Below are 12,841 nucleotides of genomic sequence, written 5' to 3' on the forward strand. Positions count from 1 at the left end.
GAGAGGCCGGGCATTGCCCGGCCTCTCTTTTTCCGGCGCCACTACTCCTTGCCGCCCGCCTCGGCATAGGCCTTGCGTAGCGTGTCGAGTTCCGGACAGCCGCTGCGGCAGAAGATCTTCAAGGTGACGATGTTCTCCCGCGCCTTGTCGAGCCTGCCGGTGGCGATGAACAATTCTCCTTGATATTCAATGGCCTGCCGGTGGGTCGGGTCGAAATACAGTGCCTCGCGATACCAGCGGTCGGCCTCGTCGTAGCGCTTGAGGTTGCGCAGGCTGAAGCCGAGCAGGTTGAACACGTCGGCATGGCGCACCCGGGTGGCGAGATCCTGCAGCTCGGTGGCCGCTTTTTCGTAGTCACCAGAATAGATTAGCGCCCGGATCGGTGCGAGGTCCGGCAGGGCGTCGGAGGGCGGGGTATCGACCGCTCCGGCGGCGGTGGCAACGCCCAGCATCAGCGCGAGCAGGACGCTCCGTCCCCACCCGTACAGCCCCCCGCCGCCAGTACGGTGAGGTGTACGATGAGAGCGAAACCAGCGCTGGAATGACCGATCAGGCCGAAAGGCGTGCCGTGGCATGAACGGGTGGCTCATGCCGCCGCCACATGAACGGCGTAGTCGCCCATCTCGCGCAGGATGTCCCGCTTGATCGCCGCGAAGGTGGGGCTGCCGCGGTCGCGCTGATGCGGCAGGTCGACCACGATCTCCTTCACGATGCGGCCGGGATTGGCGGTCATCACCAGCACCCGGTCGCTGAGATAGATCGCCTCGTCGACGTCGTGGGTGACGAGGATCATGGTGGTCTTCTCGATCCGCCAGATGCTGAGCAGTTCCTCCTGCAGCCGCAGCCGGGTCAGGGCGTCGAGCGCCCCGAGCGGCTCGTCGAGCAGCAGGATCTCCGGCCGGTTGACGAGGCCGCGGGCGATGGCGGCGCGCTGCGCCATGCCGCCGGACAGCTGATAGGGATAGACCTTCTCGAAGCCGCGCAACCCGACCAGCGCGATGTGCTCGGCGATGGTGCGTCGCTTCTCCTCAGCGCTCAGCCGGGAATTCTCCAGGCTGAGGCCGATATTCTGCTCCAGCGTCAGCCAGGGCAGCAGGCGGTGATCCTGGAAGACGATGCCGCGATCGAGGCTGGTGCCCTTGATCGGCTCGCCATCCAGCCGGATGCTACCGGCATAGTCGTCGTCGAGCCCGACGACGAGGCGCAATATGGTGGACTTGCCGCAGCCCGACGGCCCGACGATCGACACGAACTCGCCAGCGGCGACGTCGATGTCGATATGGTCGAGGATCTTCAGCGGGCGGCCGTCGACGTCGTAATGCTTCTCGACGCCACGGATTTCGAGGGTACCGCGTTGGGTCATGAGGAGAGGCTCTCCAGCGCTTCGTCGAGATAGGAGGCATCGGCCCAGGCGCGGCTGTCGAAATCGCGACGGATATAGCCGTGCTCGACGAGGAAACGCTTCTGCAGGTCGATGCCGGCGAGCTTGCGCGGCGTCAGCGCCGGCAGGAATTCGGTGCCGGCGATGGCGGCCTCGGTGTCGGCGACGCTCGGGTGATAGGTGACGCGGTGCAGGATCGCCGCACCGGCGGCACGATTGGCGTCGAGCCAGCGCGCCGCCCGCACCGTGGCGCGCAGGAAGGCGACGACGATATCGCGGTTGGCCCGGGCGAAATCAGTGTTCACCGTCAGCGCATAGGGGCTGTTGGAGACCTGAAGCGACCAGTCGGGATGGCGGGCGAAATCCTCCACCCGCTTGAACTTGCCGGTCCGCTCCAGCCCCAGCGCCCGCCCGTGACTGGCGAAGATGGCATCAACCTCGCCGGCTTCCAGCGCCCGCGCCTCGGGGGTGAAGACGAGGTCGCCGCGCCGCTTCGCCCACAGCGCGGAGGGACGAGCCGCCTCGCCGAAGCCGCGATCCTCATTGGCGATGTCGACGATCTCGACATCGACGCGTGACAGCCCGGCGAGCGCCAGCGCCTTCAGGATGCCCTGCTCGGAAGTCGCCCGCCACCAGTCGATCTTGGCCGGGTTGGCGCTCTTGGACAGGCCGAAGCGCCGGCCCTTCAGCGCCGCGAGGCTGCGGGCGGCATCGTCCACCCGCACCACGATGGTGCCGCCGTGATGGGCCTCGGTGAGACCGATCAGCGTGGTGTCGACATTGTCGGCCTTGGCCCAGATGGAGGGGATGTTGCCACCGTCGCGGAACAGATGCGCGAAGCGGTGGCTGAAATGTGGGAGATAGCCCTGCTCCACCGGCAGCGCGCGCAGATAGGATAGCGAGGCGCCGACCCGGCGCAGCTCTTCCTCGATCCAGCCGAATTCCTGCGCGACGTTGGACGCCACGAAGGTGGGGCAGATGGTGTAGTAGGCCTCGCGGGCGCCGACCGTGACCGGTACGAGCGCGGAGGGAGTGTTAGCAGCCGCAGGATGGCGTTCGAGAACGTCGACCATGATTTCCGTCCCCCTCATCAGCCGCGCCGCAGCGACGACAGGGCTTCTTCCAGATAGGAAGCATCGGCCCAGTCGTTCACGTCGAAATCATTGGCGATGTAGCCGTGGGCGCGCAGGAAATCCTTCTCCAGCCGCAGGCCGGCGAGGTTCTGCGCCGACAGGTTCGGCACCAGGTCGTATTCCGGCAGCGCGCGGGCGATGGCGTCGCGGTCGGCATAGATGGTGGTGCGGTGGAAGATGTCGGCCGCCGCCTCGGGATGGGCGTTGATCCAGCGCCCGGCGCGGATCGACGCGCGCAGCCACGCCACCACGATGTCGCGGTTCGCCTCGGCGAATTCGCGGCTTACCGTGAGGGTGCGCGGGGCGTTGGCGATGCGCAGGGTCCAGTCCGGGTAGCGGTCGAGATCCTCGATGACGCGGAAGCGGCCGGTCGCGGAGAGGCGGACATCGACGCCGATCGAATAGTCGTAGATGGCGTCGATGGTGCCGGCGTCGAGCGCGCGGGCCTCCAGCGTCAGCTCGTCCTGCTTGGTGGCGCGACGCTGCGCCCAGATGCCGGCCGGGGTCTCCGCCGGGACTTCGGTGTGGGCGTCGGCATCCTCGATGTCGACGATCTCGACGTCCTTGCGGTCGAGCCCGTGCAGGGAAAGCGCGGCGAGGATGCCATGCTCGCCGGTGGCGCGGCGGTGGTCGATCTTCTCGTTGCGCTGGCTCTTGTAGAGACCGAAGCGGCGGCCCTTGAGGTCCTCGACGCGGTGGATGTCGGAATCGGTGCGCACGATCACCTTGCCGGCCGGCTGTGCCTGGGTGAGGCCGAGCAGCACGGTGGGGCGCAGATCCGCCTTCGACCAGATGGCCGGGCTGTTGCCGCCGTCGCGGAGCAGCCGGTCGGAATCGTGGTTGTAATGCGCCGGCCAGGCGACCTCGGACGCCGCCGAGCGCAGATAGGTGAGCTTTGCCCCGACGCGGGCGAGCTCGTCATGGATCCAGCCGAGCTCCAGCGCCACGTTGGACGCCACCAGCACCGGGCAGATGGTGTAGATGAGCTCGCGCAGCACCGGGGTGGCGTTGGCCTCTATCGAGCGGTCGACGGCGATGGTCATGGCGGGGATCCTGAATGGGTGTTGGGTGGCTCCCTCTCCCCGAGGGGGAAAGGGGTGGGTTGAGGGGGCTGGCGCTCTCAGGCTCCGCAGCCGCGTCCCCCCTCACCGACCCGCTGCGCGGGCCACCTCTCCGTCGAAACCGGATGTTTCCGGTTTCGACCTTGCCGGAACCGAACCCGGCAACAGCCGGGTTCGGGCGGGGAGAGGGAAAGGAAAGAAGAACCTGCGGGAGGGCTCAGCCCTCGAAGCCCTGTTTCCAGCGCAGGACGAAGCGTTGCAGCAGCAGCATCAGGCGATCGATGGCGAAGCCGACGAGGCCGATGATGACCATGCAGACGATGAGCTGGTCGGTGATCAGAAGGTTCTGGGCGCGGAAGATCAGGTAGCCGAGGCCTTCCTGGCCGCTGAGGCCTTCGGCGGTGACCACCAGCGCCCAGGCGACGCCGGCGGCATAGCGCAGGCTGACCATGATGCTGGGCACCGCGCTCGGGATCACCACCCGGCGGATCAGCTGCGAGCGCGTCAGGGTAAGCACCTTGGCGAGCTCGATATGGCTCTTCTCGACATTGCGGATACCTTGCAGCGTGTTGAGGAACACCGGGAAAAACACCGACTTGCCGATGACGAGGATCTGCGCGGGCGCGCCGAGGCCGAGCCACAGCACGATGAGCGGCAGCCAGGCGACGCCGGGAATGTGGCGGATGCTGTCAAAGGTGGGGCCGAAGAAGCGCTCGACATTGGCCGACAGCCCCGCCGCCACGCCGAGCACCACCGCGGCGACCGAGCCGTAGACGAAGGCCTGGCTGACGATGTTGATCGAGCGCAGGAAATCCTGATGCAGCGACTGGCGCGTCACCATGGCGACAAACGCCTTCACGGTGGCCAGCGGCGAGGGCAGGAACACCGCCGGCACCCAGGCGAGCCAGGTCGCCAGCGACCAGACGATCAAGAGGCCGAGCGGCAGGATGATGCCGATATAGCGGCGGCCGGCGGGGCGGCGCGCCGCGCGAACCGGGGACGGTGTCCGCGCCCCGGCCAGGGGACGGCGGACGGCGAAGGTGGAGTTGGTTGCGTCGGTCATATGATGCCGGCTCGCCTCTGGCGGCCGCCACGGCGCGGGCACGCAGCCCCGCCATGGCGGATCCGCGCTGTGTCAGTAGATGGAGTACTGGCCGCCCTTGAAGAACTTGCCGTCCACGAAAGCCGTGATGTCCTGCTGGCTCAGCTTGCGGTCGGTGAACACGTCGTCGCCATGGGCGATGTACCAGTCCTGGAACTCGGTGATGGCGTGGCGGACATTGTCGGCCGAGGTATCGCCGGCGATGAACTCGTAGCCCGACGGATCGACGATCTGGAACTTGGCGATCTCCAGCGGCACGCGGGTGCCCTTGGAGATGATCTGTGCGGACTCGTCGACATTGGCCTGGATCCAGGCGGTGGCGCGGCGATAGGAGATCAGGAACGCCTTCACCGCGTCGGGATACTTCTCGGCGAAATCGCGCATGGCGAAGAAGGAGACGCGGCCGGCGCCGTTCTCGTAGACGCCCTTCTCCACCGTGCGGCCGACGATCTTCACCTTGCCGGACAGATAGAGCGCGGCGCCGGAATTGTTGCCGATATGGGTGGCGAGGCCGTCCACCGCGCCCGACAGCAGCGCGGCGTTGCGGGCGCCGTTGTTCTCCACGCCCTCATAGCGGATCTTGCCGGCCTTCAGGCGGGTGTCGAGCGGCAGGCCGGCCGCCTCGAAGGATTCGAACACCGAGGTGTAGGAGCAGCCGACGCGGTTCGAGCCGTAAACCTTGCCCTCCATGTCGGCGATGGAGTTGATCTCGTTATTGTCGGCGCGGGCGAGCAGCGGCGTGCGGTACTTGTTCGACGCCTCGGAGACCCACACCACCACGGCGTCGAGCCCGTTGGCCCGGTGGGCGGTGGCCGGATAGAGCATGCGCTGGGCGATGGCGATGGAGCCGCGGTTGAGGCCCGCCGACTCAGCGCCCGACAGCTCGGCGGCGCCGGAGGCGATCAGGTTGACCTCCTTGACGCCGACCTTGTCGAACTCCTCCTTGAAGATGCCCTTCTCCTGCGCCACCACCGACCAGGGGTTCAGCTGCAGATTGATGAAGTCGAGCTGCTCGCCGGCGGCGGCCGGCGCCAGCGGCGCGGCCACGGCCAGCGCGGCGACGAGCGCCGCCGCGAGACCGCGGCTCGAAACCTTACCCCACACCGCCGATACCCTGCCGATACCATGCCTGGCGGCCGAACCCACTGCGTTTTCCACGTCCCGTCTCCGTATTTCAACGTCAATTGCAAGAAGATGACGTGACGGTAACGAGATAGACGGGGAGCGGGAACAGATGTTCATCCAATGATTTCGGCGGATTGAGAAGTTTATACTCAATCCACCGGCGAGAAAGGATTCTCCATCCGCCGGCATGCCGTAGAGTTCCGGTATCGGCGGAACGTCAGAACGGCAGCACGGTTCGCGACGACAGCACCTCCATGGAAAAGCGAGAGGTGACGTTCTTGGGCGAGGCGCCCTCGATGAGGCGATTATAGAAGTCGTCATAGGCCTGCATGTCGGGCACGACGACGCGCAGGAGATAGTCGACGTCGCCGGCCATGCGGTAGGAGTCCATCACCTCCGGCATGGACTGCACGAGGCGACGGAAATTCGCCGCCCATTCGCGGCTGTGGTTGACCGCCTCCACCGCCACGAAGGCGGTGAGGCCGAGCCCGAGCTTGCGGGAATCCACCAGCGCCACCCGGCCCTTGATGATGCCTTCCGCCTCCATCTTGCGGATGCGGTTCCAGCATGGCGTCTGCGACAGATTCACCAGCCGGGCGATCTCGGCGATCGGCTTCGAGGCATCGGCCTGCAGAATGCGCAGGATCTTGTGGTCGATCTTGTCCATCTGCCCCCTCTAACCCGCCCCTGCGGGATGCAGGGGCGGTGTTGTCTCACTTGAACGGAAAACCCAGCGTCTCGAGGTGGCGCCGCAGCACGTGGCGCCCCTTCAACGCGGCAACGGAATGCAGGCGCTGCAAGGCGAGGCGCGTCCACGGCGTGGCGTCGAGCCCCTGCTCGGCACGGAAGGCCAGCGCGTGGGCGTCGGCGCGGGCCAGCGTCTCCTCCTCGCCGGCGGTCGAATAGACGTCGCGGTGCACGATGCCGGGCTGCGGGATGCGCGGCTTGACGTCGGTCTCCACCGCGCGGTCCGGCTGGCCGATGGCGAGGCCGACCACGGCATAGGCGCGCGGCGGCAGCTTGAGCAGATGCGCGACGGCGGCGGCATCGTTGCGCAGCGCGCCGATATAGACCGCGCCGAGCCCGAGCGATTCCGCCGCCGTCAGCGCGTTCTGCGCCGCGAAGGCGGCATCGAGCGAGGCGATGAGGAAGCTCTCGGTGTAGTCGAGGCCGTCGGTAGTCAGCCCCTCGCGCTCGGCGATGCGCTGCACGCGCGAGAGATCGGCGACGAAGACCAGGAACAGCCCGGCGGTCTCGATGTGCTTCTGGTTGCCGGCGACCGTGGCGAGCTGCCGGCGCAGCGCCGGGTCCTCGACGGTGACGACGCTCCAGGCCTGCACATTGGAGGAGCTCGGCGCCGACTGCGCCGCCGCCACCAACACGTCCAGCGTTCCCTCAGGGAGCGGCTCGGAAGTGAAGGCGCGCACGGAGCGGTGGGCCAGCAGCACCGACAGAGCCGGGCTCCACGGCACCTCGTCGGCGGCGACCGGCTCGCGGTAGCGCTTCTCCAGTGCCGCTTCCGGCAAGATGGAGAGAGCACCGGTCTCGGCATCGCGGAAATGCGTGGCGGGGGTGATCTCGTTCATCGATCGGTCTCCAAATGCGGGTTTCAGGCCACCTGACGGGCCGGCGAGGCGGCCGCCGAGGGGGCGAGAATGGCGGCCAGCCGGGCCGCCTGGTGGATCTGCTCGTTGAGCGAGCTTGCCTCGAACAGCTCGCCGCGCAAGGGGTGGCCGACCGCGAACAGCGTGTCGGAAATGCGCCCCTCAATGTCGACCAGCGCCTGCGTCGCCGGATCGGCGCGCACGCCGACGCCGGTCGGGTGCGGCACGGCAAGGCCGCGACGCAGCAGGTTGCGGACCAGCGGGTCGTCGATGCGGGTCCAGTCGAACTCGAAGCCGAGCGTGCTCACCACGAGATCGGCATCGATATGGAGCGGCGTGCCGCCGCCCTTCGGGCGCAGGGTGGCCCGCAGGCCGGAACCGGCGTCGTCGAGCCGGGTGAGCGTGCCGGCGAGGCTGCGCACCCGCCCCGCCGCCTGCGCGCGGGAGAAGAAGGAATAGGACGGCGCCGCCGCGCGATGCATGGCGAGGTTCCAGAACGGCAGCAGGCGGCGCAGCAGCTTGTCGCGGGCGCGAATGTCCAGCCCGGCCCAGATCGGCGCCGCCAGCTGGCGGAACAGCGGCGGCAGGCTCTGCCAGTCCTGCCCGGCTTGCGCGACCGCGCGGCGCTCATGGCGGATCCAGCGCAGCACCGCCTTCGCTTCGCGCGGCAGCTCGGCCGCCTGCGGGCTACCCGGCCACGGCGCCGCTTCCCGGCGCGGCGCCACGATGAGGCCGCGCCGGGAGACGACGGTATAGCGGCCGCGAAAGCCGCGCTTCTCCAGGCTGACCACCGCGTCGAGCATCGACAGGCCCGAGCCGAGCAGCAGCACATGGTCCACATCGCCCGCCCGCTCGAAGGCGTCGGGCGTGAAGATGTCGCCGACATAGGCCGGATGATCGGCGAGCCCGGCCGCGAGCGTCGGCGCGCGGCGGTGCAGGCCGGTGGCCAGCACCACCTGCCGGGCGGCGAGCGTCTCGCCCGAGGCCAGCGTCAGCACGCGGCCGTCGAGATCGACCACCCGGTCGCGGCGGTGGACGAGGCGCACCCGCCCCTGCGTGCGACGCACCGCTTCGGCCAACTGCCGTTCGAGATAGGCGCCGTAAAGCGCGCGCGGCGGCGAGGACTGGGCGAGGTCGCCGGCCGGCGGGCTCCAGCGCCCGGCCTCCGCCTCGGTGCGCAACCAGTCGAGGAACTGCTGAGCCGACCCGCCCGCGCTCGGCACGAAGCCGCCGGCGAAGCCGTTGACGGTATGGTCCGGCTCGGCAGTGGCGTAGGCGATGCCATGGCCGAGCAGAGCCGCCGGCTCGACGACGACGAGGTCGAGCGGCGCGGTGCTCGCCTCGACGAGGCGCAGCGCAGTGACCGCGCCGGCAAAGCCGCCGCCGACGATGGCGATATCGTGGGCGGCGTCGTGAGTGTGCGGAAGCGTCATGCCGACCGCTCAGGCGCTGGCGCGGAGCGAGGCGCCGGCAAAGCGGCTCTCGGGACGCGGCAGGCCATAATGATCGCGCAGCGTGGTGCCGGCATATTCGGTGCGGAACAGGCCGCGCTTGCGCAGGATCGGCACCACTTCCTCCGCGAAGGCATCGAAGCCGCCGGTGAGCCAGGGCGGCATGATGTTGAAGCCATCCGCCGCACCGTTCTCGAACCACAGCTGGATCTCGTCGGCGATGCGCTCCGGCGTGCCGGCGATGACGAAATGGCCGCGCGCCCCGGCGAGGCGGTTGATCAGCTGGCGGATGGTGGGGTTCTCGCGCTCGACGACGTCGAGGATCAGCTGGAAGCGGCTGGCGGTCGCCACCGAGCCCTTGAGATCCAGCAGATGGCGCGGGAACGGGCCGTCGAGATCGTAGCCGGACAGATCGAGACCGGTCATGCGCTTGAGCTGGGCCAGCGAATATTCCGGCTGCACCAGATCGTTGAACTCTTCCTCCAGCCGGTCGGCCTCAAGCTGGGTCGAGCTGATGAACGGGCTGAGGCCCGGCAGCACCTTGATATGCTCGGGCCGCCGGCCCAGCGCCACGGCGCGGGACTTGATGTCGGCGTAGAAGCCCTGCGCGCTCTTGAGCGTCTGGTGCGCGGTGAAGATCGCCTCGGCATATTGCGCGGCGAAGGAGCGGCCATCCTCCGACGAGCCGGCCTGCACATAGACCGGGCGGCCCTGCGGCGTGCGCGGGGCGTTGAGCGGCCCCTTCACCTTGAAGTGCTTGCCGATGTGATCGATGGTGTGGATGCGATCGGTATCGGCGAACAGGCCGCTGGCCTGATCGGCGATGACGGCATCGTCCTCCCAGCTGTCCCACAGCTTGGTGACGACCTCGACGAATTCCCGGCTCTTCTCGTAGCGCTCGGCGTGCACCGGATGCTCGGCGAGGCCGAAATTCTGCGACGCCGCCCCCTGCGAGGTGGTGACGATGTTCCAGCCGGCGCGGCCATGGCTGAGATGATCGAGCGAGGCGAATAGCCGGGCGAGGTTGTAAGGCTCGTTATAGGTGGTGGAGGCGGTGGCGATCAGCCCGATATGCGAGGTGACGGCGCCGATGGCGGCGAGCCAGGTGATCGGCTCCACCCGGTAGCGGGCGGCGTAGCGGATATTGTCGGCCAGCACCGGCCCATCGGCGAAGAACAGCGAGTCGATGGTCGCCGCCTCGGCCCGCTTCGCGAGATCCTGATAATAGGCGATGTCGTTGAGGCGGGCGATGTCGGTGCCCTTGTAGCGCCAGGCCGCCTCGTGATGGCCGCCGGGATAGACGAACAGGTTCAGGGACAATTGGCGACGCTGGCTCATGGCACTTCACCCTGTGAGACGATGGGCGGCGAGACGATGGACGGTCCGGGCCGCGTTTGCGCCTAGCTCGCCACCGCGCGCGGCCATTGTCAATATATTCTATCATTTTTATCTACTATAGGGCGCGCAGAAAGGCCACCAGGGCGGCGCGCTCGGCCTCATCGAGGGCGCGCGGGCGCAGCAGCGGGTCGCGCCGGGCGGCGGCGGCGCGTAGCGGATCGCTCGCCTCGGCCTCGTTGCGCAGCCACACCTCGCCGCCGCCACGGGCATAGAGGTTCACCACCGCCTCGAGGTTGGGGAACAGGCCGGCATGCATATAGGGCGCGGTGCGCCCGACATGGCGCAGGCTCGGGGTGCGGAAGCGGCCGGCGTCCGCCACGCGGCCGGTGGCGCGGAAGCGGCCGAGATCCTCACGCGGCTCGCCGAAGGCCGACAGGCCGAGATTATGCGCGCCGCCATCGGCAAGCAGCGGACCGGAATGGCAATTGGCGCAGCCCGCCTTGGTGCGGAACAGGTGCAGGCCGCGGATCTCCTCGTCGCTCAGGGCGTCCGGCGCGCCGGCGAGGAAAGCCTCGAAGCGGGTCGGTTCGTCGATCGTCGCGAGATAGGCGGCAAGCGCGGCGCCGAGGCGCGGCGGATCGAGATGGGGCGGATCGAGGCTCGCCTTGCCGAAGGCGGCGGCGACCAGCGGGCGATAGGCCGGCCGCTCGCCGAGCCGGGCGGCGAGCGCGGCGGGATCGCGGTTCGCCATCTCGTCGGGATGGGCGAGCGGACGCAGGGCCTGGGCGGCGAGCGAGGTCTCCATCCCCTCCCAGCCAAAGGCCGGCAGGCGGGCGACGCCGAGCAGCGAGGGCGCATCGCGCGGCGGCGCGGCTCCGGTCGCCGGCCGCAGCGGGCGCGGATCGGCGAAGCCATGGGCGGGCGCGTGGCAGCTGGCGCAGCTCATCGTGCCGGCGGCCGACAGGCGCGGATCGGCGAACAAAGCCGCGCCGAGCCGGGCCAGCGCCGGATCGGGTGCGGGAATGGGAGGCGGCGCGGCGAATTCGACGAAGACGGCACCCGGCTCCAGCTCGGGCGGCGGCCATTGCGCTGGCGGCCGGGCATAGAGGGCGCGCAGCGCGGCGGCGTCCGGCCCGGCGGGGGATGGGCTGCCGGCAAGGGAGGCGCCGAGCGGGATGGCACCGAGCAGCAGCAGTGCCGCCAGCGCCCGACGCGGCCTCACGAAGTGCCGATGAGACGCCGCAGCCGCGCCAGCTGCGCCTCGTGCGGGGCGCGGTAGTCGATGGCGTCGGCGATGCGGCCCTCGCCATCGACCAGGAACAGCACGGCGGTGTGCTCCATGCTGTAAGTGCCGTCCGGCTGCGGGATCCGGCGATAGGTCGCCTTGAAGGCGGCGGCAGCGGCGGCGGTCTCCGCCTCGCTGCCGTGGAGGCCGACGATGCGCGGATCGAAGGCACTGAGATAGGTGGCGAGCTGCTCGGGCGTGTCGCGCGCCGGATCGACGGTGACGAACAGCACCTTCAGCCGCTCCGCCTCCGGCCCGAGCTCGGCCAGCACCTGGGAGAGCTCATAGAGCGCGGTGGGGCAGACCTCCGGACAGGAGGTGAAGCCGAAGAACAGCACATAGGGCCGGCCGCGCAGCGCGCTCTCGTCGAGCCGCCGGCCGTCCGGCGCGGTCAGGGAGAAACGCGAGGGAGCATCGCTCGCCTCGCCCAGCGGCACGACGGCGAAGAGGCCGACGACCAGCCCGACAAGGCCGAACAGCAGCGCCCGGATCAGTGACAATCCGGCGCGTCCTGCTCGAGATAGACCTCCAGCGCGATGTTCCTCGCCCATTCGCCGGCCTTGCGGTCCCAATAGGGCGAATCGGCGAAGGAGGCGACGAGCGGGCGCAGCTCGCCGGCCAGCGGGCTGCCGGGCGGCAGCGCCACCGCCAGCGAGATAGGCGCACGCGCTGGCAGGGTGGCAGAAAATTTCTTCCATTCGGCTTCTCCAAACAGACGGCGCAGCACCACCTCGTCATGAATGGTGGCGTCGCATTCGCCGGTGCGCACCTTCATCAGGGCGAGCGCCGGCACCGGCTGGACGATCTCCAGCGCGCCGCTCTCCCGCACGAGGCGGCGGGCGCGGTCATTCGAGGCGACCACGCAGACCTTGCGGCCGGCGAGATCGCCCCAGGAGCGGATGTCGGTATCGGTGCGCATGGCGACGGTCAGGCCAGACTGGTAGCCGCTCGGCAGCCATTCGGCATTCGCGACCGGCACCTCCGGCGACGCCACCGCAAGGTCGACCCGCCCGGAAGCCAGCGCGGCGGCCGGCTCCTCGCCGATGGCGACCAGCTCGACCTTGCGACCGAGGCGGCGGCCGAGCTCGGCGGCGAGGTCGAGGTCGAAGCCATCCTGCGTGTAGAGCCGCGCCGCCGGCACGTCGGCCGTCGGCGGCACATGGGCGACCCCAACCCGCAGCGGCGCCGGCTCCGCACTGGCGGCGGCCCCCGCCGCCGCCAGCAGCAACGCCGCCGCGAACCAACATCGCATATGCCTGTTCAAACCCATCCTCGCGCTCCGCCGCCCGTCGTCTCGACCAGCGTGCCCCGGAGCGTGGAGAAAATTCCTCTCTCTGCCGCCGCGCTTTCGGCGGACTGAT

Annotated in this window: 13 protein-coding genes; all 13 read right to left on the minus strand. The window is 69.1% G+C overall.

Annotated features, from left to right (window positions below):
- Nucleotides 1-41: 41 nt before the first annotated feature.
- Nucleotides 42-590: a tetratricopeptide repeat protein gene (locus LGR54_RS14295; RefSeq protein WP_230362666.1), complete on the minus strand. Its 549-nt coding sequence runs from the start codon at nt 588-590 to the stop codon at nt 42-44.
- A complete protein-coding gene (locus tag LGR54_RS14300; protein WP_230362667.1) occupies nt 587-1,363 on the minus strand; it encodes an ABC transporter ATP-binding protein in 777 nt (258 codons plus the stop codon). The genes LGR54_RS14295 and LGR54_RS14300 overlap by 4 nt, the downstream gene beginning before the upstream one ends.
- Nucleotides 1,360-2,454, minus strand: a complete 1,095-nt coding sequence (locus LGR54_RS14305) for an ABC transporter substrate-binding protein (protein ID WP_230362668.1) — start codon at nt 2,452-2,454, stop codon at nt 1,360-1,362. The genes LGR54_RS14300 and LGR54_RS14305 overlap by 4 nt, the downstream gene beginning before the upstream one ends.
- A 17-nt stretch (nt 2,455-2,471) precedes the next feature.
- Complete coding sequence (locus tag LGR54_RS14310) at nt 2,472-3,557, minus strand: ABC transporter substrate-binding protein (RefSeq protein WP_230362669.1); 1,086 nt, start codon at nt 3,555-3,557, stop codon at nt 2,472-2,474.
- Between the two features lie 235 nt (nt 3,558-3,792).
- Nucleotides 3,793-4,638, minus strand: a complete 846-nt coding sequence (locus LGR54_RS14315; RefSeq protein WP_230362670.1) for an ABC transporter permease — start codon at nt 4,636-4,638, stop codon at nt 3,793-3,795.
- 72 nt (nt 4,639-4,710) lie between these two features.
- Nucleotides 4,711-5,835 carry an ABC transporter substrate-binding protein gene (locus LGR54_RS14320; RefSeq protein WP_230362671.1) on the minus strand — a complete coding sequence of 375 codons (1,125 nt, stop codon included), beginning with the start codon at nt 5,833-5,835 and terminating at the stop codon, nt 4,711-4,713.
- A 184-nt stretch (nt 5,836-6,019) separates the two neighbouring features.
- Nucleotides 6,020-6,469 (minus strand): Lrp/AsnC family transcriptional regulator, encoded by a 450-nt coding sequence (locus tag LGR54_RS14325; protein WP_214008665.1) that lies wholly within the window; start codon nt 6,467-6,469, stop codon nt 6,020-6,022.
- A gap of 46 nt (nt 6,470-6,515) precedes the next feature.
- A complete protein-coding gene (locus LGR54_RS14330; RefSeq protein WP_230362672.1) occupies nt 6,516-7,388 on the minus strand; it encodes an NADPH-dependent oxidoreductase in 873 nt (290 codons plus the stop codon).
- A gap of 23 nt (nt 7,389-7,411) precedes the next feature.
- A complete protein-coding gene (locus tag LGR54_RS14335; RefSeq protein ID WP_230362673.1) occupies nt 7,412-8,839 on the minus strand; it encodes an FAD/NAD(P)-binding protein in 1,428 nt (475 codons plus the stop codon).
- 9 nt (nt 8,840-8,848) lie between these two features.
- Entirely contained in the window at nt 8,849-10,195 is a 1,347-nt protein-coding gene (locus tag LGR54_RS14340) for an LLM class flavin-dependent oxidoreductase (RefSeq protein WP_230362674.1), read from the minus strand.
- Nucleotides 10,196-10,310: 115 nt separating this feature from the next.
- Nucleotides 10,311-11,417 carry a cytochrome c peroxidase gene (locus LGR54_RS14345; protein WP_230362675.1) on the minus strand — a complete coding sequence of 369 codons (1,107 nt, stop codon included), beginning with the start codon at nt 11,415-11,417 and terminating at the stop codon, nt 10,311-10,313.
- Nucleotides 11,414-11,980, minus strand: a complete 567-nt coding sequence (locus tag LGR54_RS14350) for an SCO family protein (RefSeq protein ID WP_230362676.1) — start codon at nt 11,978-11,980, stop codon at nt 11,414-11,416. Before LGR54_RS14350 ends, LGR54_RS14345 begins: the two co-directional genes overlap by 4 nt.
- Complete coding sequence (locus tag LGR54_RS14355) at nt 11,971-12,732, minus strand: ABC transporter substrate-binding protein (protein WP_230362677.1); 762 nt, start codon at nt 12,730-12,732, stop codon at nt 11,971-11,973. Before LGR54_RS14355 ends, LGR54_RS14350 begins: the two co-directional genes overlap by 10 nt.
- Nucleotides 12,733-12,841: the final 109 nt, after the last annotated feature.

Origin of the sequence: Ancylobacter sp. Lp-2, assembly GCF_020523795.1 — a bacterium.
In the GTDB taxonomy this organism is placed as follows: Bacteria; Pseudomonadota; Alphaproteobacteria; order Rhizobiales; family Xanthobacteraceae; genus Ancylobacter.